The 22,199-nt window shown below is 66.8% G+C and carries 23 protein-coding genes and 2 tRNA genes; 6 read left to right on the forward strand and 19 right to left on the reverse strand.

From position 1 onward, the window contains the following. Positions 1-53: 53 nt before the first annotated feature. From ACFVYK_RS01855 to ACFVYK_RS01865, 3 genes are all read right to left on the reverse strand, one after another. A protein-coding gene (locus ACFVYK_RS01855; protein WP_389767405.1) for an IS5 family transposase occupies positions 54-934 on the reverse strand; the annotation gives its coding sequence in 2 pieces (ribosomal slippage) (positions 54-574 and positions 574-934; 882 coding nt in all). A 100-nt stretch (positions 935-1,034) separates the two neighbouring features. Beyond that, on the reverse strand, positions 1,035-1,394 hold the full coding sequence (locus tag ACFVYK_RS01860; RefSeq protein ID WP_389767407.1) for an STAS domain-containing protein: 360 nt from the start codon (positions 1,392-1,394) through the stop codon (positions 1,035-1,037). A gap of 76 nt (positions 1,395-1,470) precedes the next feature. Continuing rightward, the gene (locus ACFVYK_RS01865; protein WP_389767409.1) at positions 1,471-3,321 is read right to left on the reverse strand and encodes a hypothetical protein; all 1,851 of its coding nucleotides are present in this window, start codon (positions 3,319-3,321) and stop codon (positions 1,471-1,473) included. A 238-nt stretch (positions 3,322-3,559) separates the two neighbouring features. Here ACFVYK_RS01865 and ACFVYK_RS01870 point away from each other — a divergent pair, with 238 nt between their 5' ends. Both ACFVYK_RS01870 and ACFVYK_RS01875 read left to right on the forward strand, forming a co-directional pair. Further along, positions 3,560-4,465 (forward strand): restriction endonuclease, encoded by a 906-nt coding sequence (locus ACFVYK_RS01870; RefSeq protein ID WP_389767411.1) that lies wholly within the window; start codon positions 3,560-3,562, stop codon positions 4,463-4,465. A gap of 125 nt (positions 4,466-4,590) precedes the next feature. Next, the gene (locus ACFVYK_RS01875) at positions 4,591-4,767 is read left to right on the forward strand and encodes a hypothetical protein (protein ID WP_389767413.1); all 177 of its coding nucleotides are present in this window, start codon (positions 4,591-4,593) and stop codon (positions 4,765-4,767) included. A 77-nt stretch (positions 4,768-4,844) separates the two neighbouring features. On the opposite strand, the gene ACFVYK_RS01880 is transcribed toward ACFVYK_RS01875, so the two are convergent. The 3 genes from ACFVYK_RS01880 to ACFVYK_RS01890 all read right to left on the reverse strand — a co-directional run bounded on the left by ACFVYK_RS01880 (position 4,845) and on the right by ACFVYK_RS01890 (position 7,861). Beyond that, complete coding sequence (locus ACFVYK_RS01880; RefSeq protein WP_389767415.1) at positions 4,845-5,054, reverse strand: hypothetical protein; 210 nt, start codon at positions 5,052-5,054, stop codon at positions 4,845-4,847. Positions 5,055-5,789: 735 nt separating this feature from the next. Further along, positions 5,790-7,328 (reverse strand): terminase large subunit domain-containing protein, encoded by a 1,539-nt coding sequence (locus ACFVYK_RS01885; RefSeq protein WP_389767417.1) that lies wholly within the window; start codon positions 7,326-7,328, stop codon positions 5,790-5,792. Continuing rightward, positions 7,325-7,861 carry a hypothetical protein gene (locus ACFVYK_RS01890; RefSeq protein WP_389767419.1) on the reverse strand — a complete coding sequence of 179 codons (537 nt, stop codon included), beginning with the start codon at positions 7,859-7,861 and terminating at the stop codon, positions 7,325-7,327. Before ACFVYK_RS01890 ends, ACFVYK_RS01885 begins: the two co-directional genes overlap by 4 nt. Before the next feature lie 157 nt (positions 7,862-8,018). On the opposite strand from ACFVYK_RS01890, the gene ACFVYK_RS01895 reads away from it, so the two are divergent. Next, on the forward strand, positions 8,019-8,747 hold the full coding sequence (locus ACFVYK_RS01895) for a GntR family transcriptional regulator (RefSeq protein WP_389767421.1): 729 nt from the start codon (positions 8,019-8,021) through the stop codon (positions 8,745-8,747). A 480-nt stretch (positions 8,748-9,227) separates the two neighbouring features. On the opposite strand, the gene ACFVYK_RS01900 is transcribed toward ACFVYK_RS01895, so the two are convergent. From ACFVYK_RS01900 to ACFVYK_RS01945, 10 genes are all read right to left on the reverse strand, one after another. Continuing rightward, positions 9,228-9,533 (reverse strand): hypothetical protein, encoded by a 306-nt coding sequence (locus tag ACFVYK_RS01900; protein ID WP_389767423.1) that lies wholly within the window; start codon positions 9,531-9,533, stop codon positions 9,228-9,230. Positions 9,534-9,943: 410 nt separating this feature from the next. After that, positions 9,944-10,405: a hypothetical protein gene (locus tag ACFVYK_RS01905; protein ID WP_389767425.1), complete on the reverse strand. Its 462-nt coding sequence runs from the start codon at positions 10,403-10,405 to the stop codon at positions 9,944-9,946. 71 nt (positions 10,406-10,476) lie between these two features. Beyond that, the gene (locus ACFVYK_RS01910) at positions 10,477-11,922 is read right to left on the reverse strand and encodes a methyltransferase domain-containing protein (protein WP_389767427.1); all 1,446 of its coding nucleotides are present in this window, start codon (positions 11,920-11,922) and stop codon (positions 10,477-10,479) included. Next, on the reverse strand, positions 11,919-12,578 hold the full coding sequence (locus tag ACFVYK_RS01915) for a ParB/RepB/Spo0J family partition protein (protein ID WP_389767429.1): 660 nt from the start codon (positions 12,576-12,578) through the stop codon (positions 11,919-11,921). Before ACFVYK_RS01915 ends, ACFVYK_RS01910 begins: the two co-directional genes overlap by 4 nt. Before the next feature lie 399 nt (positions 12,579-12,977). Then, positions 12,978-13,190: a hypothetical protein gene (locus tag ACFVYK_RS01920; RefSeq protein WP_389767431.1), complete on the reverse strand. Its 213-nt coding sequence runs from the start codon at positions 13,188-13,190 to the stop codon at positions 12,978-12,980. A gap of 252 nt (positions 13,191-13,442) precedes the next feature. Continuing rightward, on the reverse strand, positions 13,443-14,357 hold the full coding sequence (locus ACFVYK_RS01925) for a hypothetical protein (RefSeq protein ID WP_389767433.1): 915 nt from the start codon (positions 14,355-14,357) through the stop codon (positions 13,443-13,445). A 15-nt stretch (positions 14,358-14,372) separates the two neighbouring features. Continuing rightward, positions 14,373-14,624 carry a hypothetical protein gene (locus ACFVYK_RS01930; protein ID WP_389767434.1) on the reverse strand — a complete coding sequence of 84 codons (252 nt, stop codon included), beginning with the start codon at positions 14,622-14,624 and terminating at the stop codon, positions 14,373-14,375. Further along, positions 14,621-14,956: a hypothetical protein gene (locus ACFVYK_RS01935; RefSeq protein WP_389767436.1), complete on the reverse strand. Its 336-nt coding sequence runs from the start codon at positions 14,954-14,956 to the stop codon at positions 14,621-14,623. Before ACFVYK_RS01935 ends, ACFVYK_RS01930 begins: the two co-directional genes overlap by 4 nt. A gap of 60 nt (positions 14,957-15,016) precedes the next feature. Then, positions 15,017-16,177 (reverse strand): ParB/RepB/Spo0J family partition protein, encoded by a 1,161-nt coding sequence (locus ACFVYK_RS01940; RefSeq protein WP_389767438.1) that lies wholly within the window; start codon positions 16,175-16,177, stop codon positions 15,017-15,019. A gap of 154 nt (positions 16,178-16,331) precedes the next feature. After that, a complete protein-coding gene (locus ACFVYK_RS01945; protein ID WP_389767440.1) occupies positions 16,332-16,502 on the reverse strand; it encodes a hypothetical protein in 171 nt (56 codons plus the stop codon). An 866-nt stretch (positions 16,503-17,368) separates the two neighbouring features. On the opposite strand from ACFVYK_RS01945, the gene ACFVYK_RS01950 reads away from it, so the two are divergent. After that, positions 17,369-18,145, forward strand: a complete 777-nt coding sequence (locus tag ACFVYK_RS01950) for a hypothetical protein (protein ID WP_361353932.1) — start codon at positions 17,369-17,371, stop codon at positions 18,143-18,145. Here ACFVYK_RS01950 and ACFVYK_RS01955 read toward each other — a convergent pair. Next, entirely contained in the window at positions 18,131-19,093 is a 963-nt protein-coding gene (locus tag ACFVYK_RS01955; RefSeq protein ID WP_389767442.1) for a recombinase family protein, read from the reverse strand. The two genes, ACFVYK_RS01950 and ACFVYK_RS01955, sit on opposite strands and share 15 nt — an antisense overlap. Before the next feature lie 490 nt (positions 19,094-19,583). Between ACFVYK_RS01955 and ACFVYK_RS01960 the strand changes: the two genes are divergently transcribed. Then, complete coding sequence (locus ACFVYK_RS01960) at positions 19,584-21,167, forward strand: tyrosine-type recombinase/integrase (RefSeq protein WP_389767444.1); 1,584 nt, start codon at positions 19,584-19,586, stop codon at positions 21,165-21,167. Between the two features lie 123 nt (positions 21,168-21,290). Here the strand turns inward: ACFVYK_RS01960 and ACFVYK_RS01965 are convergent. After that, a tRNA-Ile gene (locus ACFVYK_RS01965) sits at positions 21,291-21,367 on the reverse strand. A 181-nt stretch (positions 21,368-21,548) separates the two neighbouring features. Then, a tRNA-Asn gene (locus ACFVYK_RS01970) sits at positions 21,549-21,621 on the reverse strand. Positions 21,622-21,779: 158 nt separating this feature from the next. Between ACFVYK_RS01970 and ACFVYK_RS01975 the strand changes: the two genes are divergently transcribed. Continuing rightward, entirely contained in the window at positions 21,780-22,088 is a 309-nt protein-coding gene (locus ACFVYK_RS01975) for a YtxH domain-containing protein (RefSeq protein WP_389767446.1), read from the forward strand. Positions 22,089-22,199 lie beyond the last annotated feature (111 nt).

The raw sequence follows: 22,199 nt of genomic DNA on the forward strand, positions 1-22,199 counted from the left end.
TGCGGCTGCTCCGGTACTGGTGCCGGCCTCGAGTACGCCAGGTCTGTCCCAGATCATGGGCGCAGCCAGAGTCGAATCGAGGCGATGATGATGGTGCCGTGGAAGATGTAGGCAGGCTTGTCGTACCTCGTGGCCACGGCCCTGCAGGTCTTGAGCGCATTGATCGTTCGCTCGACTTCGTTCCTCCTTTTGTAGATCGTCTTGTCGAAGCCCGCAGGCCGGCCGCCCCTGCTGCCGCGGCTCTGGCGGTTGGCCCGCTGGTTCTTCGGTTCGGGGATCGTGTGCTTGATCTGGCGTCGTCGCAGGTATCGGCGATTGCGGCGCGAGGAGTACGCCTTGTCACCGCCGAGACGGTCCGGTCGGGTGCGCGGACGTCCGCCGCCGAGACGGGCGACTCGGACACGTTCCATGATGGGGATGAACTGTGGGGCGTCGCCCCACTGGCCTGGCGTGATCAGCAGGGCCAGCGGGCGGCGTCCGCCTTCCCCAACGAGGTGGATCTTGCAGGTGAGGCCGCCCCGAGAGCGTCCGAGCCCCTCGTCGGAGCGGTGCTGCCGGGGCGTTGATCTTTTCCCGGCACCCGCGGGCGTCGCTTGCGGGCGCCGGCAGCGTGCTGGTGAGCCCGGCAGGAGGTGGAGTCCACGCTCACCATCGACCAGTCGATACGGCCCTCCGCGTCGGCGTCAGCCAGGACAGCGGCGAAGAGCCTGTCCCACGTGCCGTCCGCCGACCAGCGTCTGTGTCTCTCATACACGGTCTTCCACTTGCCGAAACGCGCAGGCAGATCCCGCCAGGGCACCCCCGTGCGATTCCGGTACAAGATCCCGTTGATGACCCTCCGATGGCTCACCCAACGACCGCCCCGCTTAGCGGACTTCGGTAGATGCGGCTTCAGCCGGGCCCATTCCTCGTTCGACAGATCTCCCCGCCTCACGGACAGGCCAACGAGCCAGGCCCGCGAAGGTCACATGATCCGTTGGACAGGCCCTAGCCACCCACAACAGCCAACCGATCTCGGGCTGCCACGGCGGGGATCATGAAACGGCATCCCCCACCGTAGCCCGCACGTCCAAGACCCCGTCCGCTCCGGTGATCTCAAGCAGGCGTTGGAGGTTTGCCGGGGGGCCAGCCAGACGCATCCCGGTCTCGCGGTGGATGCGTATCAGCAAATTCAAGAACGTCGAGTCCGCAAAGGTAAGAGCCGAGACATCCAGGACGACCTTCGAATGCTTCCTGGCAGCGGTCACAAGGGCATCTTCCAGCGGAGCAATCGAGTTCAGGTCGTAGTCCCCGTGAGCGACAACGACCCAGGCACCATTCCTTTCGTATTGCAACACCGCAGCCCGGTCCGGACCTGGTCCGGTGACCTGGTCAGACTGCTCGTTGCCACTCATGCCCAAGGAACTCATGTCGACAGTATGCCTGCGTGGCTTGTACCGGGCGAGGGAGCCCCGAGTGCATAGAAAGCCTTTACGCGCCACCGTCGTCGTGCTGGGGGCCGGAAGAGGAGCCGATCAGCGGGACCGTCGGCAGCTGCGTTTCCGTCGCAGGCAGACCGAGATACCGACGCACGGCCGCGTTGTCCCCAGTTGCGTCTGCGAGGCGCGCGGCGGCCTCGAAGGCGCGAGCCTGGATGCGTTCGATTTCGCCTTGAGCGTCGTCGATCGGGTATCCGGCGTCGATCAGCATGCGGATGCCGGTCTCCACCGACAGGACTCCCGCACCCACGCCCTTGACCACCTCGTCGAGGACCGCGGCGCGGTCGGTCGGAGTGTGCGGACCCCACATCAGGCGTGCGGGCAGCGACTCCCCCGCGGGCCATCCTTCTGCGTGCCCTGCCTGGTGGAGGCGTTGGACCATGCGCAGCAGGACGGCGTACTTGTGGGTCCGGGCCAGGCGCATGGCGGCAACGAGGGTGTCCAACGGGCCGAGTGCGAGTTGCAGTGCGTAGCCGGACGGCAGAGCGGTCGGGTCGAGCGTGCCCAGGCCAGCCGCCGTGAGACGGCTGTTCGCGGAGATCCGATCGAGGATGTGGTCGACGCGGGAGCGCAGTTCGGCGAGCTGAGCGGAGGTGTCCAGGACGTCCATGCGCCCGTTGTCGTTGAGCTGCCAGACCGTCCCGGCCCTGACCTTGACCGGGAGGGGCTGGCCGGTGGCGCGGTCGATGGGAAGCCGCGCCCCGGCCAGGCCGATGATCGGCGAGCCGGTGGTGGCTGAGGCCCCGGAGCTGTCGGTGTCGGTGGCGGACAGCTCGTCCAGGGCCTGGAGGACGGTGGCGACGGTGGGCTTGCCCCAGTGCTCACCGCTGGCCGGGATGGAGTTGGTGACATGGACGAGGGGGATGAAGTCCACCATCAGGTCGAGGCGGTCCAGGACTTCGCCGTCTGATCGGACCCGGTAGCTGGCCTTGTGCATGGGCAGGTCGTAGAGGAAGTCGGCGTACTTGAGGTCATCCAGTTCCCATTCGGCATCGGTGAGGTAGCACGTCCACGAAGTCGGTCGGCCGGGAGCCCACGGGTAGGTGCGGGTGATCGCCCCCGTCTCCCTGTTGAGGGAGTCGCCCTTGCTCAGGACCGGTTTGCCGTCGTCGGCGAGGACGTACTCGCGTACTGCGGTGCCGTCCTTCGCCGTGCCGCGCCGGGTGGCCGGACCGACGGGCCCGAGTTCGTACGTGATCCGGCGGAGCCTGGCCTTCAGGCCGCGCCGCTTGTCCTCCGGCAGCTCCCAGGCCAGATGCACGCGCATCGGGAACTCGGCACCGTCCTGCTCGCCGTCCTCCGGCCACTCCGGGAAGTACAGGCCCGGGTCCCAGGTCCGCAGCAGGACGCGGCCCTTCGCCGGTTCCCAGGCGAGGCTGTAGACCGCGTCGCCCAGCAGGATGGCGGTCCGCTCCGCCTGCTGGATACGCAGGGGCAGCAGCTCCTTCTCAGCCCACGCCCTCAGCTTGTCCTGAACGGCCAGCGCCATGGCGGCCTCGTCCGTCGGCTCGTCGTCGGCGTGCTCCGCGCCCGCGACCGTGATGGTCTGCTCCGAGCCGAGAAGGTAGCCGAGCGCGGTGTCCACCAGCTTCGAGGCGTCGCCGAGCTCGCGCCGCTCGGTTCCGGCTTCGTCGTCCCCGGTGATCGCGGCGACCTGGCCGGCCTGGTTGGAGTCGTACGCGGCCAGCAGACGGTAGGCGGCCAGGCGCCGCAGGTCCTCGTCGGGGACCCAGGATGAGGTCAGCTGCGCCCAGGCGTTGCGGCCAGGTCGGCGCGGGTCGGCCATGACTGGCTTGTAGTCCAGCCAGCTCCAGACGTCGGTGATCAGCTCGCGCAGGCGCACGGGTGCCCCTCCAGGCAGTCGGCCCCGCGCCGCAGGGCAACACCCTACGTCTTCCGCCCTGACCTCAAAGCCTTTAAGTAACGAATCCATAACGTACCGCCTGTGCCCGCAGAGGATTTCATCACCTTTTCAACGCATAGGTGCAGTTAAGGTACCTGCTCCTTTCACGTGACTAGGCAAAGTCACCCTCTCCATTCACGGTGACTGCGATAACCTTCAGGGCATGGGAGGTGGAACGGTGGCCAAGGATGAGCTGACGGTGGGCGAGGTCGTTGCGCGCCGCGATCTGCACAGGCGCTTTGGTGGGACCCCTCAAGGCGGCATCTCCCCTTCGACCCAGGCCCAGATGGTGATGGTCTTCGTCACCGAGCGGCCATCGCCCGATGACTCCACAGGGTGGGGGGAAGACGGGATCTTCCACTTCTCGGGCGCCGGCATGAACGGCGACCAGGAGATGACAAGAGGGAACCTGGCCCTGCTGCGTCACAAGGAGCAGGGGCGCACGGTGCACCTGTTCCACCAACTCCGCAAGCATTCAGACCAATCGGATCGGCTCTACCGGTACTTGGGCCGCTTCGAGGTCGACTCCGAGCAGCCGTACTACATCGCGGACGCGCCAGACGCGAACGGTCAGATGCGGACCGTGATCGTCTTCCGACTGCGGCCGGTAGGAGCCACCATCCCGGAGGGCCCCCGCTTGCCGGTCACTCCGCTGACTGAGACACGCATCACCCAGGCGGCTGAGTTCAGGATTGTCCCTGAACGCCGACTACAGATCCAGGAGTCCACTGGCGACATCCTCCGCCGTTTGACCACGGACTACGCGAATCACCTGCGTGGACTCGGGCGGGAGGTCGTCAGCGCACAGGTACGAGTGAAGGGCGAGACCAGGATTGCCCGTGTCGATCTTCTGGACGCCACCGAGAACCGGCTCATCGAGGTGAAGCACAACACCACCCGGCAGTCAGTTCGCGGTGCGATCGGCACCCTGATGGACTACCGGCGCTTCTTCCACCCCACTCCCACTCTCGCACTGCTCGTGCCCGGAGCACCGAGGGAGGACCTGCTCGACCTATGCGCGTCCCTGTGCATTGAGGTCGTATGGCCTAACCATGAAGGAGGCTTCACATCGACTCATGACTAACGGCTGAGGCAGTACGCGCACTGCAATGCGCCGCCGCCCCAGCCGCCGTCTGGTTACCACAGGGGTCCTAGTCGCTGTGAGTAACCGTGTGCCCTTGTCCAGCGAAGAACAGGAGCTACTCCATTATGTGCGAAAACAACGCCGTTCCCGAAGTCAGCGACGGCCACGACGCCACCGCGGCCCGAATCTACGGGCTCGCCCTGGTGGCCGGCGTGCTGCTGATCATCTTCGGAGACACCAGCCCGGTCGAAGCGTCGGGATTCGTCTCCCCGTTCCTGGTCATGTTCGAGCAGCGGCGGTAGCTAGCCGGTGGCGGTCGCTCCAGTGGTGCGACCGCCACCGTGCCTGAGGAAGACACGCCGTCGGTTCACCACACGCGTTACGGCCTCTTCTCGGCCGCCTCAGCCACGGCCTCGTCGTAGCCGGGCATGCCCGGGGCCGGTATCGAAGAACAAGCTGCGAGGAAGCCACCTCGGTCGCCTGCGCTCTGCTCGTGCTCGCCGAGCTGGTCCCATCGGTCGGCGCACTCCTTCTCGCTGGGGCTGGAATAAGCGGGTGCCACGCCGTCGGCGATCTTCTGCCGCTGCAAGGCCAGCCCCTCGCTGCGCCCGAGCCGGTACGTCTCGCGTACGCGGTCGAGGTGAGCGGCTCGCTGATCCTCTGCGCTCGGCTTGTCTGTGCCGGCTGAGCAACCGGCGAGGCACACGACGACAGCCAGAGCACCCCACACACCGATGCACGCTCTCCCCCGAGTTCTCATGATCGGGAGGGTATCCAAGGAGCCGGACCGAGGGAGATCATCCACAGAAGTGCGATCGTCATCAACAGAGTTGGGGAAAGCCGCCCCCGGCGCAGGAGTTGATGCATAGGGTCGCAATGCCACGGCTGTTGCTCACCCGTCTCGCTCGCCCGCTCACACGTCCGGTGTGTTCGGGCACCTCACGGTGAAGGGAGAGTGAGATGGGAGATCACGCTAAGCCGAGGCGACGACGGCTCACTGGCCGCCGAGTCTGGTTACTCGTCCAGATCGTTTTCTGGCTGAGCAGCCACTTCGGCGACCAGTAGCCCGATGGGTACCGGCCGTTCAGGACGGCAATCTTTGGCGGCCGGTACCCGCACCTTCGATCACAGTGCACACCGAAACGAGAGTGTGCAACGCTCCCGAGCATAGCCACGTGGGAGCCACGCAGGAGTACGTATGACACGTAAAACTTGATGCAGGTCTCGCTGTGCGGCAAGTTTTCCGCGTCACTACACGGCGAGACGGCCCACTGGCCGGGCAGTTTCCTCTTGGGGCCGTTTCTGGCAGTTTTGCTGGCGCGGCTCAGCGGCGGCCGTCGAAGCGGTCGTCATCGATGTCGGTTGGCAGCGTGTCGAGTTGGTCCGGGTCGGCGAGTTCTGTCAGTCCGTGGACCGCCGCGTCCATACGGTCCGGGCTGTCCATGCCTTCGACCCAGGTGACCATCTGGTCCTCCAGCTCGGTGTACTCGCCGACGTGGTGGACGAGCTGCTGTTCGTAGAGCTGGGCTACGGGTGCTGCGCGCAGGCGCTTTCCTACCTTGGCGGTGACTTCGAGGATCATGGGCATGAGCAGGCCTTTGGTGACGCCCTCGCGGCGAAGCTGCTCCCACGCCTGGGTGACGATCTGCCGCGCCATGTCGCCCCCGTAGTTCTTCTCCACCACGATGGCGTCTGCTTTGAGTTCAAGGGCCAGTCGGCAGGCGGCAAGGCCCCAGTCATTGGCGCCCATGGAGCCGGATCGGTCGGCGAGGACGTATAGCTGCCGGTCGAAGTCCCGGCCGACTCCGATGACGCCGGTTTCGTCGCCGACGGTGGACTCTCCGCCGGCGGGGTCGACAGCCACGACGATGCGCGCCATGTCGATACCGGAGAACTGGACAGCGTTGATCCTGGCGGTGTCGATCCACTCGCGCTTCCAGACGCCTCCCTCTGGCGGCCTCGGCTTCTGCATGTAGAGGGCGCCCCAGACTCGTTCGCCGACGCGCTTGCGGGTTCGGGCGTGGTGGGCGGCGTCGAATCGCTGGGGCCACAGCGGCTCGCCGGGTGTCCGGCCGAGCGGGTCATCGGGGCTGTCGGCAAGGGCCGGGAGGTCAATGACGCGCCATGCGTCTCGCTCGGTGGCGAGGATGCGCCCGGCGAGATCGTCTTCGTGCCAGCGCGTCTGGATCAGGCAGATGGCTCCGGTCGGTTCGAGTCGGGTCTGTATTACGGAGGTCCACCAGTCCCAGGCGCGTTTGCGCATAGTTGGCGAGTCCGCATCGGCCATGTCCTTGACCGGGTCGTCCACGATGGCGATGTGGGCGCCGCGTCCGGTGAGGCCACCTCCGATGCCCGCAGCGAGGAGCCCGCCTTCGCCGCCGACGATGTCGAAGCGGTTGGCGGCCTTGCTGCCGGGCGCGAGCTGGATGCCGAGGTCGTCGCCCCAGGTGTAGATGGCGTCCCTGATCCACCGGCCGTGGTCGTCGGCCAGGTCGGCGGAGTAGCTGGCGATCATCATGCGGTGGCTCGGGTTGCGCCGCAGGTACCAGAGCGGAGCCCAGCGGGAGGCGCGCCGGCTCTTGCCGTGCCGCGGGGGCATCGTGAGCATGACCCTGTCGCATCGGCCGTCGGCCATGTCGATGAAAGCGCGGTCAATGAGGTCGAGGTGCGGTGCCTGCATCTCTCGCCCGCCGGTGAGGACAGCGGCGAGTGCGCCTGGCGAGCGGTCCATGGCCAACTGCCGTTCCGCGCGTGCCAGCTCGGCCCGCAGCGTCGGGGAGGCGGACCGGGCGATGGCACGGCGTTGGGCTGGCGGCAGCGTCTTGTAGTGGGCGATGACGCTCTCGTTGTCCCTGGGCCTCATTCGGCGTCCGGGTCGGTCAGGGCGATCAGCGCGTCGAGTTCGTCGGCAGTGACGTTCTCGATCTGCACCGGCCCGCCGTCGGGGCCAGACAGCTCCGTCCTGACGGGCATGTCGAGGCCGAGCAGCCGGGCGCGCCGCTCCATGATCCGCAGGGTTCGGTCGATGGCCGCGAGGTCCTGGTCCCGGACCGCCTTCTTGTATGCCACGAAGAACAGCCGGTCGAGGCGGTCGGCCTCAAGTGCGCGCAGCTCGTCGACGTCGTCGTTCAACTCGGCGCGGCGGTCAGCGAGTGCGGTACGGACGTCACGGCAGGCGGCGTGGATCAGGGCCTCGTCGGTGGGCGGATCCTGGTTCTTGCGGTACCGCTCGATGCCATAGCCCAGGGGGTAGGCGATGCCATCGGAGTTGGCGGTGGGGTCGGCGGCGAGTTTTCGGGCGATCGTGAGCCAGTCCACGCCGGCGAGTCGTAGGTCGATGGCGTCCGAGCGGCGGCGCGCGATGGCCGCACGCGCGGCTTTGTCGGGGCGTCCCACGGCGGGGGTCCTCCACAGCTCGGGTGCGCCCCCGCGCCCGAGGCCATGATCCCACTTCGTCGCGACTGGCCTGTGTCAGAGGGCAGCTGAGGGGTCCCTTACACAGTGGGTAGTCTGGTTGACCAGTCGACTTGGCTAATTCCGATAGGTGGCACTCATGGCGTACGAAGTGGAAGCACCCAAGTACGTACGCCTCGCCCAGACAGTCCAACGGCGTATCGAGGCTGGTACGTATCCGCCTGGCACGAGGGTGCCCAGCGAAAACCAGCTGGTCCAGGAATTCGGGATGTCCCGTCCAACTGTCGTACGAGCACTTGAACTGCTCAAACGCGATGGCTGGCTGGAGTCCCGCCAGGGGTACGGCACCATCGTGCGAGGACGGCCAGCTGCCGTCGAGGAAAGTGATCGTCGGGGGCGCGACACCCTGAACCGTAACGAGTCGCAGGCCCCCGGACGGCTGGTTGCGGTTGACTGGGTACCGGCTCCAGCGCGCGTTGCCTTCGCACTGGAGCTACCGGAGCAGGCCGACGTGTTGCTGCGGCGTTTCCTGATCGAGGAGGGCGGAGAAGCGGTTGAGCTGGTCTCGTCGTACTTCCCCGCCAGCCTGACCGATGGAACCGAATTGGGGAACTTCGAGCCGCTGAATAGAGGGCTTCGTGAATACCTAGAAGCCCGCCTGAAAGTCCGCCTCGATCATGTGACTGAGCGGATCTCCGCTCGGCTCCCCGATGCCAGTGAAGCCGAGCTTCTGGGCCTGCCTGCCAACACGGCCGCCCTCAGCATCCTGGCTATTGCCCGCGATGTATCGGGGCAAGCCGTGCACGTCTCTGATGCGCTGCTACCTGCCAACAAGCAGGAATTTGAGCATTCCTATCGCTTGGACTGAGCCACTGAGCCTTTCCTGGTAAGCGCCCGTCGCTCGCTGTTATGGCGAGGCTGGCGCTGCGGTCCGTGGCCCCCCAAGTCCGGGCAGGCGTAATTCGGGGCCTCGGTCGGGGGTAGTGCATTGTCGACGAGGCTCACTGGGAGGGCCCGTCCGACGACCACACCCGCGCGGTGACCACCGGCGGCGACGCCGGTGGCGGTGATAGCAACGTCATCCCGCTCCGCCGCCGCACAGGTCGAGGTCGGACTCATGCCGCTGGTCGCGGCCTCGACCGTCGCAGTATCCGTCGCGGACTGCGAGTCGATCACCCCCGCCGTAGGCTCCGCATCCCGGCCCTCTGCTTCACGGGTCGCGCGGAGCCGGTCAGGCAACTCGCTGGTCAGCCCCTGCTTCCGTCAGCGGTGAAGGACCGGCGCACCGCTTTCCAGGTCCAGTAATCCGCAGGCAGCGCAGGTCACTTCACGCCTGATCCCAGTACCGTCACCTCACCCCGAGTCGCAGCTGCCGGATCGCGAGGACGCCCATGGCGATCGCCAGTGAAAGGCCCATGGCGTCGAAGACTCCGACCGCCACGTACGGCGCGCCGAGAAGTCGCGGAAGATTGCCGAACAGTAGACAGAGCCCACTAAACAGTGGGTACATCCACCGGTTGGGACCGCCGAAACGGTGTTTGGAAGCCGTGTTTGCCGGCTCCGCCTTGCCGCGGGACGTCAAGCGGAGGGTAAGGCCGAAGATCACGAATATCCCGCCGAGTCCAACAAGTAACCAGTCCTGGACCTGCAGCATGGTGCCCCCTTGTGCGTCGAGACGTCTCTGCGTAGGCCGCAGCTGGGTCGGGAGCATACAGCGGCGGGCAGGGGACTTTCCACGTTCCTGCAGGCCATCGCGCGCTTGCCTGCGCATGAGCCTTTCCCCGTGGCGCCCGTCATCGCGCCCGCGCACAGTTCGGCCCTTTGAAAGGGAACCCGAACGGTGGACTCGACCGTCATCCTGTGGATCTTGGCCTGGGTCGGAGTGCTCTCCGTCGTCATCTTCGTGGCCCATGGGCTGCTCGACCAGCTCCCCCTCTCGTCGATTCATGACGGGCGCTGGTTCGTGCTGTGCGCGGCGAGGAGACAACCAGGACGGCGGATGGGGCCAGGCGGGATCACAAGACAGCAGTGGGGCCAGACGACGTTCGTCCAGCCCCACCAGCGTCACATCAGTGACATCTGCTCGCCCTCACCAGGCCGCTTGGGCGGCACGTACTCGGGTGGCGCGTCGGGCGCGTTGCGTTCGGTCCGCAGCCACCAGGCAAACTGGTAGTTGCGACAAGTCCGGAAGCGGACCGACTTCCTGCGCGGCTCGTTCTCGGGGATGTTGTGCTCGCCCCAGCCCGTGATGGGGCGAGCGTTGTCCAGGTGCACATACAGGCCGGGCACCAGGGCGGGGCCGTCCCACTGCTCTCCGGGGGCGCCCTCGAAGGCAAGGTGCGCGTTGTCGCTCCACTTCCACGGGTTGGGCAGCGCGCACAGGTACCAAGCCAGGGGCGGGTTGTGCTCGGGAAGTTCGATCGCCTGGTGCCGGCGGCTGATGTCGAGCCGGGGGCGGTCGGGCTGGCCGAAGCTGCGCAGGCAGTGCTGGTCAAGGGCGACGTGCCGCACGCCAGCCAGCCACATGATGTGGTACCGACTTCGTGATTCGATTCGGATCTGTATTCGCTGCGACATGCGCTCCCCAATTGCACTCTCTAACTGGCGAGAGATTCATTTCTCTCTACTACCAATTTTATCAAATTTCCCACCAATTCCAGATGCCTGTCATGACGGAAGTCATTCGGGTAAGGCATGTTGAATTCCTCTTCGAATGCCTTCTCGTATTCCTCTTTGGGGAGCGCGATGGGGCGGCGGCATGTCGCCTTGAGGTTGGACCCGCTGAGGTCTGTGACCTTCACGTCCTCGAAGTAGCGGCGCAGCATGGGTTCCAGCGTCTCGGGGGTGTGGAAGCGGAGCTTCTGCCACTTCCCCTTGACGAAGTTCATCTCGACGTTGTCCTCGTCGAGAAAACTCATCTTCGTCGTCGCGGTCTGGGAGGTTACGCGCTTGGCCTGCTCGTCACGCAGTTCGCGAGCGAGGCTCCGAGTACCGAGGCAGACCACTCCGTCGGCGGCGCACAGGGCGTTGACGGTGGTCATCACCCAGTGCTGGTAGTCGAGCGAGGTGGTGGCGTTGATGACGGAGTCCAGGACCACGACGTCGTACAGCCCGTTGGCATGGATGTCCTTGTCGATGTCGCGGATCATGCCGACGACGGCCCGGATGTCGACGGCGTACGAGCCGTCCCGGCAGCGGTAGGGCTCGTAGTCGTGGATGTTGAAGCCCTTGGCGCGCAGGTGCTTGGCGTAGTCGCCGTATCCGGCGCCGAAGTCAACCACGCGGTGCGTGGGCTTGAGCCAGGGCGTGACGAGCTGGTCCCAGGTCTCGGAGCCGTAGGCGAGCTTGCCCGCCTTGGCCTTGGAGGAGAACTGGCGGAGCCGCTTGGGCTGGACGATGTGCTGGTTCCAGACGGGTGCCTTGCTCTCGATGGCGCTCCAGTCGTACACGCCGTACTCGCCGGTGAGGTCGGCGTGCAGCTGGGCGGCGTCGGCCGAGGCCACGGTCCAGGCGAGGAGGTCGAAGCGGGAGAAGGAGGCGACGACGGCGTACTCGGCGTTGAGGACGATGCGGCCCTGATCGTCGATGATGACGCTGCCCCAGGGGCCGTGGCCGGCCGTCATGTGACCGATGGCGTTGACGAAGGAGAGGTTCTTGCGCTCGGCGACGCGGATCGACTGCCACGGAATCCAGGACCAGGCGCCGATCTCGCCGGGCTCGGCGTAGACGACGCTGGCCTCGGTCTCCACCCGGTTGTGCAGCAAGTTGAACTGGATCTCGTCCTGGAGGCGGACCTTCGTGCCGAGCATGACCGCGGGCGTGTGGGTCATGCCGATGGCCTGTAGACCCTTGGTCCTCTGGTGGCCCGCGACCAGCGTGCCGTCCGCGTTGAGGATCACCGGCTTGACGACTCCGTGGCGGCGCAGCGATGCCTGGAGGCGGACGAAGGCTGTCTCGCTGAGGCGGCGCGGGTTGTAGTCGGCGGGGCGCAGTTGATCGAGGGGGTACGCCTCGTGGAAAGTCGTGGTGGGTGCCTTGCTCATGCGGTGTCGCCCTCCTGGTGGGCTTCCTGGAGGACGTGCCAGCCGAAGCCGAGGTCGCTGTTGGTGTCGTCCACGAACTTCGTGTAGATGCCGTTGAGGGCTTCGACCTCTTCGGAGGTGATCCGGACGCGCTTGGACTCCCACTGGAGGTAGCCCCACTGGAGGTAGTCGACGGTGGCTGCGGCTCCGGTGCCCGCGCCGTCGGAGGTCAGCTCCAGCGCCTCGGGAAGCGAGGTGTCGTCCAGGAGCCGGTCGACGCTCTCGCGGTCGTACCCGGTGCCAGCGAGATCGGGAATTTCGGAGAGGACTTCCGCGAGCAGGGCGGTGTCGTAACCGGCGAGGTCGTTGGTGCGGTTGTCCACGATGACGATGCGGGCCGCGGCGTCGTCATCGACGTCGACCCAGGTGGCCGCGATGTGCTCCCAGCCGAGCTGCTGGGCCGCTGCAACGGTGTGGTTACCCGCCAGGATCTCGTTCGGCCGCCCGGTGTGGGTGCCCTTGTTGATGACGACGGGCCGGTACTGGCCGTTGACCGTCAGCGACTCGGCGATAGCCGGGATGTCGCCGGTGCGGGGGTTGCGGTGGTACGGGACCAGGTCGCCGATGGGGACGGCGAGCGGCTGGAGCTGTTCGGGGATGTTGGCGAGCGCGGTCACGGGCGTCCCTTGTGTAGGCCGTTCCCCGCGCCCTACGCACGCCAACAGTAGACGATCAGCAGCGGGCTTGGCTCAGTTCCGTCGGCCGACTGCCGTCCCCGGTGGCCCGGCCTGTCGCTGGCGGAGTGCCGCTGGCGGTCGCGGTGTTGGCCGCCTTGCCGTGGCCCGGTAGTAGCGAAGCTCGGCGCGGGCGGCGTCGAGTTCATCGTCGGTGATGGTGCTGGCGGTGAGCGGGTCGATGAATCAGGTGGCGACCGCCGCGGCGGTCGCCGGACGCCTATCGGTTGTTGCAGCGGCAGATGCCCGGGGGGAGGCACCAGGCGTCGCAGGCGTTGCACCACTCGGCACCCGGCACGGGGGGCTCGCGCTGTTCGGTCTGGAGGGGTGCCGAATCCTGGGTCATGCCGCTGTTCTCCTGGGTCGTCGTCTGGTGGCGATGGCTGCTTCGAGCTCCGCGCTTCGCTGCGCCGCGTTCGGGTCGGGGCTCTGCTGAACCCTTCGGCCCGGGTCTCGCTCGTCGGCGGCCCTGTCCGGCGGGCCGTCCCGTTCGATGAGCAGACGCAGGTACAGCTCGCGGTCTTCCGGATTGCCGTTGAAGTCGTCTGCGCTCATGTCGCTCCGGAGTGCACGGGACCCGCTCCCGGCGTGAGCGGGAGCGGGTCCGGTCGTGTTCGTGGCGTGCGGTCCGTGTGGCTTCGCGTCGGCGCGGAGCCGGTGCCTGGCGGGTAGGGCGCGGGGGATTGGCCACCCGCCAGGCACCGAAGGGGATGCCGCATGCCACGGCATGTTGGTGGGCCGGTTCCTCGGCTGTGGCCGTTCCCGCCAACGAGATAGACCCTATCACTCCTGAGTGTTGGGATCTATCTAGCCGTAAGAGCGGTCCCTGCCGTCGTGTGGCGTTCCGTAGCCGAGCCCATCCAAGGGCGCCGTTCCGTGAGCGGTCGGTTCGTCGGTGAGGAACAGGCCCTGCTGCACGGCGCGGGGCCGAGCATTGAAGTCCTCGGGCCTGAGCGTGATCTGCCGTGTGCCGCGAGGGGGTGCCACCTCGCGGACCGGGATGACCACGATCACGGTGCCCACCCCTACCGCCGGGAACGCGTCTGGGGGCAGCTCCCACATGGCCCCCCGCGCCTCCCGTATCCGGGCGAGGAAGTCCTTGGTTCTGCGATCACCCCGGTAGGTGAGGCTGCCGTACATGATCGCGACGAGCAGGCCACCGGGCTGGATGAAGCGCAGCGCCCGCTCCACGTGCCGGATGTCCTGGCGTCCCGCGAACGGCGGGTTCATGATGACCCGCTGGTAGCGGCGCTCCACCGGCACGCTGAAAAAGTCGGCGTTCGCGACCTGCCGGGCGTACCCGCCGGCGCGGATGTGCTCGGCACGGGCGGTGTCGAGTTCGACGCAGTCCACGATGGCCCCGCAGGCGGCGACGGCTTCGGCGATAGCGCCGCGCCCCGCCGAGGGCTCCAGCACCTCGCATCCGGCCTCGAGTTCGGCCAGCTCCAGGAGGCGTTCGACGGTGGGCTGCGGCGTCGGGTAGAACCCACGGTCGGCGTCGGTGACCACCTCGCCCGTGGCGAGCAGCCCGGCTATGGCGTCGGCGGCGTCGGTGGTGAAGATGTGGGCCTTCTTGAAGCGGTGCCAGACGCCGCCCGCCGCGTGTAGGGCGAGGTTGACGCGCTCGTACAGCTTGCGGTCGAGCTGGCCGTTCAGGCGGAGTGCCGGGCCGTCGACCGTGGCGGCGTGAAGGACGTCGAGAACGTCGGGATCTATCTGCATGGCTGGAACTCCTGATCAGGCGTACTCGGTGCAGTTGGCGGCGAGCGGGTGGCTCTTGTGGTCCTCGCAGACGGCGTCGCCCGTCGCGGGGTCCGTGCCGCCGTCGCACAGCTCGCAGACCCAGTAGCCGCAGACGACGCAGATTGCGGAGGCGAGCTGATTGCGGGTGTCGGCCAGGTCGGCGTTGCAGCGGCGGCAGACTTCGGGCGGGAGGGTTCCGTCTTCGGGCCAGGTCTTGAGGCCGTTGATGCGCTCGGGCCGCTTCATGCGCTCTGCCCCTCAGCCTGGTTCGCGGCCGTGGCGATGAGCAGCGCCGCTTCGAGTTCCACCAGCCGCGCCGCGACCATGATGGGGAAGCGGACGTAGACGGAACCACCGGCCTGGTTGAGGAGTTCGGCTGCGGCGAGGAAGGTCGCGCTGCTGGCCTCGTTCAGCGCCTGCGGGTCGTTGTCGCGGCGGGCCTTGACCAGATGCTGGGCGGCCTCCCGAACGAGCTGGGCGGCGTCGGAGTCGTACTCCTCCAGGGCGTTGGCCGTGGCCGGCACCCCTTTGAAGAGGTTGCGATTGATGTTGCGCATGGTGCGGATGTCGTTCATCACGATGGATCTCCTGGTGGAAGAGGGGGGCGGCCCGCTTGGGGCCGCCCCGGGGTGTGTGGTTCAGGCTGCGATGGTGACCGGCTCGGTCTCGGCGTCGCCCGCATCCGCCTCCGTCGTCGGCTCGGGGGCGCCCTCCTGCTGCGTGTCGTCAGCCGCCTCGGCCTGCGGAGCGGCCGGGGTCGTCTCCGCGTCCGCCTCCTGGGTGACGTCGGCGGACGGGTCGGCGGCGGGCTCCAGGCTGGCGAGTGCGGCGTCGGCCTCCGCGACCAGGTCGGGGGCGGCGGCCGCGGGGTTGACCATGATCTCGCTGGCGTCGGCGTGCGCCTTGGCCTGACGGAGCTGGAAGCGGGCCTTCTGGACGAAGTTGGCGACTCGGTCCAACTGCTCCACCCGCTTGCCCACCTGACCCTCCAGGGCGCGGGCCAGCTCCATCGGGTCCGCCTTGCCGATGCTGTCCAACAGCTCGCACATGCGCTCGATCTGGTCGAGGTCGCTCTTGGTCTTGGCCTGCGCGCGGGCGTGCTGCGCCTTCTCCTCGGGGGACATCTCCTCAACGTCGACCATGGAATCCTGCTGGGCCGCCTTCTCCTGCTTGCGCATGGCGTAGGCGATGTGGACGAGCTGGTTGTCGCTCTTGTCGCCCTTCTTCCAGTCCTCGAAGACGGCCTTCTGGTTGCCCCGGGAGAGGGCGGCGATCTGGACGGCGGCCTGGGTGCCGATGTGCCCGAGGTCGACGGCGGCCTGGATCTCCGGGCGCAGGTTGAGCAGGGCCAGGCGCTGGTTGACGTACTGGACCGACTTGGAGAAGGTCTTGGCGACGCTGGCCGGGTCGGCGTCCTCCTCCTCGTCAAGGACCTTCTTGAAGCCGCGCGCCTCCTCAAGCGGAAGCATGTCCTCACGGTTCAGGTTCTCGGCCATGGCCTTCTTGAAGGAGTCCATGTCGCTGATCTCGGCGTCACCCTCGGTCACGAGGATCTTCGTCTCGATGGTGATGTTGCCCGCGAGTTCGTTGGCGCGGAAACGGCGCTCGCCGGCGATCAGCTCGTAGCCGCCCTCCGCGACCTTGCGGACGACGATCGGCTGGAGGAGACCGTGCTGCTTGATGGAGTTGGCGAGCTCGCCCAGGGCCTCCTCGTTGAAGGTCTCGCGGGGCTGGTTCGGGTTGCGGCGGATCTGGCGCATCTTCAGGGTGGCGAACTTGTGCGGCACTTCGGTCTCCAAGAGGTCGGTGGGGGCTTCTTCCTTCCCCCTCCCTTCTGGTTCTATTCTATATGCATTTAGGGGGTGGGTCCACAATTTTCTCGAAGTTTTTGCAGGTCAAACGCGTGGACGCGGGACCCCGTCCGGGACCCCGCGTCCGTGACTACTCGGCGAATCAGCCAGTGGCGACACAGCCAAGACGCTCCGCCTCGCGCTCGACACGCTTCGGGTCGACGATCGACAGGGCCCCCAGCACGGCGCGAGCTGACTCGTCATCCAGGGCGACGTTCTCTGCGCCGCCGGACTCCTCCAGTCGGGCCAGCACTCGTCCGAGCTCGATCCCCACCCATACCCTCCCCGCATTGCGGCGCTCCGCCCTCTTAACGAGCGGCGAGCCGATTAGATCCCCACACAAGCAACGTTTAGGCACACATCGAGCTGCCGGGCGGCGCCTGTCACAATCTCGCAGCCTGAACGGCGGAAGAGGGGCGGCGGCCTGCATGCTGAGTACGCGATCCTGATGCCGTAACAGATCTTGCTTCGCGGCATCACCTAATGTCAACAGGCATAGACATTAAGCTGCCACACGAAGCACCATATGTCCCCGACCAGCACTGAACGCGCGCCAAGTCACCGCCCGGGGTGAGGCGTGGCGCGCACCCGAGGAGTAGCAAGCCCCATGCCGCACGGCCCGGATATCCCTCTCGCCAGCAAGCTCGCCGTGCTGCTCAGCAGGAAGCGCGGAGCCGACGGGAAGACCCCGAGTACGCGCGCCATCGCCGCCGCCACAGCTGAGACGCCCGGTGGCAAACCGGCGATGACCCACCAGGTGGTGAATGACCTCCTGAACGGAATCAAGACAAACCCGTCAACTTCTCAACTGCTAGGCCTCGCACGGGCATTCGACTGTCCGGTAGCTTATCTACTCCCCGGTTACAACGGTTTGACCTCGCTGTCGGTCTATGAGGAGCATCAAGACGCTCGCGAGGCGCTCCGTCTGGTTCACGACCTGGGCCAAGCCGGGGTTGCCGAACTTTTGGAGGCCGCACGTGGGATCCGTGCAAGACATGGACACAGCGATCTCACGGTCCCCGAAGTGCCAGAGCCTCCGCCGCCAGTCGCTGAACCACCGCGACCAGGCCGGCGGAGGCGGCTCAGTTTTACAGAGGCGGCTGAACGGGCCGTCTCTGACCTGGAAGGAACCTGAACCACATGGACGGCCTCGTCTTCGGCCTGTGCGCTCTGTTCGGCTTAGCGGGCACCGCGCTCTCCGCCCGTGAAGCCTGGCGTCAGCGTTACCGAAACGAATACCGCATCGCTCGCTTCGCTCGAGCCGTTGCGTTCGGCGTCTGCACGGTCGGCGTCATCCTCGCCATACCTCCGGTCGCGGACCTCGCAGAATCCGTGACCGGCTTGCACAACGCGGCAAAGCTCGGAGCACACATCTGCGCCGTGCTGTGGTGCGGCAGCCTCCAATTCATGCTCGTTGACTGGTCCTACAACCACGAGGTGTTGAGGGCCAGCCTGTACGCACGCATCGCCTTCGCGGTATGCGTCCTCGCTGCGATGCTGCCGTTGTTCATCGAAACGACCGACGACAGCGTTGAGTTCACAACTGAGTTCGCGACGGTTCCGGGCGTCACGGTCTATCTCATGGTCTATCTGGCCTACGTGGCGATCACTTGCGGGGAGATCGCGTTCCTCTGCTCGGGCATGGCCCTGTTCGCGAGGCAGACCGCACACGCTTGGACGGCGAGAGGCCTGGCCTTGTCGGCGGTCGCAGCCGTCTTCGGCGTCGCCTACGCGGCCAGCAAGGGGTCATACCTGGTAACTCACTACCTCGGGCACCCGTGGTCGCTGCGCGCCGAGGAGATCGTTTCACCCGTCCTGGCCGGGCTCGCCGTGATCGCGCTGATCACAGGGCTGACCCTCGCCATGGTTGGCAGGCGCCGTTCGTCACGCGAGGTACCTACGTCACAGGCTGCCTGAGAGATCACGCAGCTTGCGCCAGTGGAGGACCACCCGGCCCGGCTCAACGGTGCGGACTCCCCGCGCACTGGCGGGGAAGACCTCGATCTTCTTCAAGAACAGCCTCGCGATCGCCCTCTTGGACGCGGACGGTGCTGTGTTCCACCAGCGCACGAGATCCTTGGCATCCCCGAGAGAGAAGTTCGCCATCTGCTCCGCATACCGAAGCCGCGACCGGGTGTCTTTGAGATTGGCCGTGATCTCGCGGTCTGCGGTCACGAACGCGTCGCTGCTGATCTGTCGCTGCCCGTAGAGGGTCGCCGCTTCGGTCCGGCGGCCCTCCAGGTCCTCGATGGCCGACTTCATCTTCTCGACCTGCACGCGGACGGCTTCCTGGGCCTTGAGGAGCTGCTTGCGGACGCCAGGCTTGAGGAGTTCCGCCACGACGTGCTCGCCGACGTAGGTCTCCAGCAGCTCGGCGTCCATGCGGACCTCGCCGCACCCGCCCCGACCGTCTTTGTCCTTGGGGCGACAGCGGTAGCCAGGGGTTCCCGCGTTGGTCCGTGCCCCCTGAAGCGGCCACGTGCACTTTCCGCACGTGCACCCGCCATCGACCAGGAGGTAGTCGTAGGGGGGTGCGGCCTCGGCCGGCTTGCGGCTCGACTCCCTCTCAAGGAGGGCCGTGAACTCTTCGTGCGTGATCGCGCCCGGGTGGCCGGCGTCGACGAGTTCGCCATCATCGTCGTAGCGCAGTCCGGCGATGGCAGGGTTGCGAAAGAGGCGTCCGACAGACGCGTCCTTCCACTCGCCGCCGAGCGTGCCCCGGTAGCCCTCGCCGTTCGCCCACACGGCGATGTCCGCGTTGGACTGACCTTTCAGTGCCCGGCTCACCATCTGGCGAAGCGGGTCCACTTCGTCGTCTCGCAGACGACGCTTCGACGCGTCGTCGAAGCCGTAGAGCCGTGGCATGCGGTCGTCCGTTCTTCTCTGATGCGCCTCCTCTAGCCGCCTGATCCTAGGTCACGGCGAGGGCCGTGACCTAGGAATCGTTATGCCAAAGCTACGGGTGATCACTGCGCAGGTGGCGTCACTCCCAGCACCTGCCAGAGCGCAGCCGTAGGGACCCTCACCGTGCTGCCCAGCGGGAGCGTCTGCACGGGGAAAGATCCCTCCTTGATCAAGTTGTAAGCCTTGTGCACACCGATTCCCAGGGCCCGCGCGGCCGTCGTGACGTTCACAGTCGGCGGCAGCGCAAGCAGTTCCTCCAGGGTCATTGGGCTGGCCCCAGAGGCTGTAGCTACGGAGGCGTCTTTCGTTGTCATTCCCGTTGTCGCGTTCTCCCCCGCGCCAACGTCTCATAAGGATACGCCAACACTGGAGTGTTGGGGCAAGATAGGCCATCGGTTCGACAAGGACCGGCACGGAAGATCCACAAACGGAGCCCACGAAGGGGATGGTCGTGTTCAACCCCAGCTACTACCGGCAATGCGCCTGCCGGGAGCCCGTGATCGGAGAAGGCGGCACTCCGACACTCGACGCCTGTGGCCGCCCCAAGCGGCGACTACTGGGTGCCAGCTGCCCCAAGCTAGACCAGAAGGGCCACGGCCGCTGGTACTTCTACTTCGAGCTCGAAGCGGGCGAGGGCGGCAAGCGACAGCGGGTTCGCCGTGGCGGCTTCCCCACGAAGGATGCGGCGAAGGTCAAGGCGTCCGAGGTCTACCGCGAGGCCGTCAAGGGCACGGACGTCCTCAGCAACGCCACCGTCGGAGAGGACCTGGAAGCCTGGCTCAAGAGAAAGAGGAGCCTGGCCCGCACAACTTCCCACGGGTACGAGGAGCACGTCCGCCTCTACCTCGAACCCCACCTGGGGCACATCAAGCGGCGAGACCTCAGGCTGCGGCACGTCGAGGCGATGTACGACGCGATCGAGCGGGAGAACGCCGAGCGGCTGATCCACCACGGCCGGATAGTGGAGTTGCAGGAGGCTCGCGACGCCGCCTACACGGCGTGGGTCCGCGCCGCGGGGAAGATGGAGGAGCGCCGCGCCAGGCGCCGCGCTTACCTCGACGCCAACGCCGCCCTCCGAGAAGGCCGCAAGGGCAAGCGGAAGATCACCAGCGCCTCCACGATGCACCGCATCAACGCCACCCTCAGCTCGTTCTTGGGCAGCGGTATCAAGCGCGGCGACTACACGACCAACTGGGCCGCGATGGTCGAGCTGCCCCCGATCAAGCGACCCAAGGCACTGGTCTGGACGCCGGAACGGGTCGAAGAGTGGAAGCGCACGGGTGTGAAACCCAGTCCCGTCATGGTCTGGACCCCGGAGCAGACCGGCGAGTTCCTGGACTTCATCGCCGACGACCGGCTCTGCGGCATGTGGCACGGGTTCATCTTCCGGGGCCCCCGGCGCGGTGAGATGTGCGCGCTGCCGTGGAGCGAGGTCAGCCTGACCAAATCGTGGTTCCGCATCTCCGCGCAGACCGTCGAGATCGCCTACCGGATGTACGACGAGGCCCCGAAGCAGGACAGCGTGCGCACCGTCACGCTCGACGCTCAGACACGCGCTCTGTGGGCCGCGTGGCGAGAAACCCAGAAGCAGGAACGGCAGCAGTGGTCCGGGCAGAAGGCATGGGTCGAGAGCAACCGGGTCTGGACCCACGAGAACGGCGAGGCGATCCACCCCGACTGGATCAGCCGACGGTTCAACCGGCTCGTCGAACTGTCTGGGCTGCCCCCTATCCGCCTGCACGACACCCGGCACCTGTCTGCAACGCTGGCGCTGCTCGGCAAGGCCGACATCAAGGTCGTCCAAGAGCGGCTGGGGCACAGCTCCCGCCAGATCACCTCGGACACCTACACGAGCGTCCTACCGCAGCTTCTGACCGCCGAGGCAGAGTCCACGAGCGCGGTCGTACCCCGCTCGAAGAAGGCCGGCCCCCGGCGGGATAAGGCGACCCGACCGGAAGCGCAGGAGGAGGCTCCCGAGACAAGCGCGAACGCCGAGGGCGATGAGCCGGACGACGGGGTGCGTCCCGCCGCGTGACCGGCGTCCCAACATTGTCCCAACCGGCGTGATTGCATGATCGGGACGGGCCGCCAAGATCCTGCCGCACTCACCCCTTACCGGCTAAGCGCCTGGTCAGAAGGTTTCTTCCCGCGTAGCAAGTGGTGGGGCGGGTGGGACTCGAACCCACGGCCGACGGATTATGAGTCCGCTGCTCTAACCGGCTGAGCTACCGCCCCATAGCGGCGTGTCGCGTACATGTGTGCGCGCCGTCTGCCGCAGCATAGCCGCTCATACGATCTCACGCTTCGGCTGGCCGGCCTTGCCGTGACCATGAGGACAGCACCCCTGGCCTGCACGGTTCCCGCCGGCGTGACACCGACATGAAAAAGGACCCCCATGGGGCCCTCGTTCACGATGCTCCCCCGACTGGACTCGAACCAGTAACCTGCCGGTTAACAGCCGGCTGCTCTGCCAATTGAGCTACAGGGGAATGCCTCGTTGCATCGAACGTGCCTACCTGGGTATTCGCCAGGGGGCGCTCGCTCTCTGCGACACATACATTAGCGCAAGCAGGGGGGTGCTCCGCCAATCGGTTCCCCCCGGCGCCGTCGTCGTGCCAGGGACCTACACGAGGGAAGGGTGGCAGTGATGCGCTACAAGCTCACGTTCGTCGTCGGACTGGCTCTGGGTTACGTACTGGGCACGCGTGCCGGGCGCGAGCGCTACGAGCAGTTGAAGAAGTCCGCCCGGCAGGTCGCGCAGAACCCCGCCGTGCGCAACACCGCCGAGACCGCAGCCCAGCAGGGCCGGCAGTACGCGGGCAAGGCGTACCACGCGGTCAGCGACAAGGTGGGCGACCGGATGCCGGAGTCGGTGGCCGGCCGGGTGCGCTCGCTGAAGGAACGCAGCACCCACAACGGTGGGGGCGACGACTGGGGCAGCAGCAGCACGCCCTGACCGTCCCCCTACCGCCCCCCAGGGGTTCTTCCGGTCCTCGCGGTCCTTGCGGTGCCCGCGGTCCTTGCGGTGCCCGCGGTCCTTGCGGTGCCCGCGGTCCTTGCGGTGCCC

The sequence above is a fragment of the Streptomyces sp. NPDC058291 genome, assembly GCF_042880855.1.
Lineage (GTDB): Bacteria > Actinomycetota > Actinomycetes > Streptomycetales > Streptomycetaceae > Streptomyces.

What these genes read in the sequence shown, in the direction of transcription:
- ACFVYK_RS01860 (WP_389767407.1), bottom strand. Translation starts at nt 1,394, where the DNA reads ATGAGTGGCAACGAGCAGTCTGACCAGGTCACCGGACCAGGTCCGGAC.
- ACFVYK_RS01875 (WP_389767413.1), top strand. Translation starts at nt 4,591, where the DNA reads ATGTGCGAAAACAACGCCGTTCCCGAAGTCAGCGACGGCCACGACGCC.
- ACFVYK_RS01885 (WP_389767417.1), bottom strand. Translation starts at nt 7,328, where the DNA reads ATGAGGCCCAGGGACAACGAGAGCGTCATCGCCCACTACAAGACGCTG.
- ACFVYK_RS01895 (WP_389767421.1), top strand. Translation starts at nt 8,019, where the DNA reads ATGGCGTACGAAGTGGAAGCACCCAAGTACGTACGCCTCGCCCAGACA.
- ACFVYK_RS01900 (WP_389767423.1), bottom strand. Translation starts at nt 9,533, where the DNA reads ATGCTGCAGGTCCAGGACTGGTTACTTGTTGGACTCGGCGGGATATTC.
- ACFVYK_RS01905 (WP_389767425.1), bottom strand. Translation starts at nt 10,405, where the DNA reads ATGTGGCTGGCTGGCGTGCGGCACGTCGCCCTTGACCAGCACTGCCTG.
- ACFVYK_RS01910 (WP_389767427.1), bottom strand. Translation starts at nt 11,922, where the DNA reads ATGAGCAAGGCACCCACCACGACTTTCCACGAGGCGTACCCCCTCGAT.
- ACFVYK_RS01920 (WP_389767431.1), bottom strand. Translation starts at nt 13,190, where the DNA reads ATGAGCGCAGACGACTTCAACGGCAATCCGGAAGACCGCGAGCTGTAC.
- ACFVYK_RS01925 (WP_389767433.1), bottom strand. Translation starts at nt 14,357, where the DNA reads ATGCAGATAGATCCCGACGTTCTCGACGTCCTTCACGCCGCCACGGTC.
- ACFVYK_RS01930 (WP_389767434.1), bottom strand. Translation starts at nt 14,624, where the DNA reads ATGAAGCGGCCCGAGCGCATCAACGGCCTCAAGACCTGGCCCGAAGAC.
- ACFVYK_RS01950 (WP_361353932.1), top strand. Translation starts at nt 17,369, where the DNA reads ATGGACGGCCTCGTCTTCGGCCTGTGCGCTCTGTTCGGCTTAGCGGGC.
- ACFVYK_RS01955 (WP_389767442.1), bottom strand. Translation starts at nt 19,093, where the DNA reads ATGCCACGGCTCTACGGCTTCGACGACGCGTCGAAGCGTCGTCTGCGA.
- ACFVYK_RS01975 (WP_389767446.1), top strand. Translation starts at nt 21,780, where the DNA reads ATGCGCTACAAGCTCACGTTCGTCGTCGGACTGGCTCTGGGTTACGTA.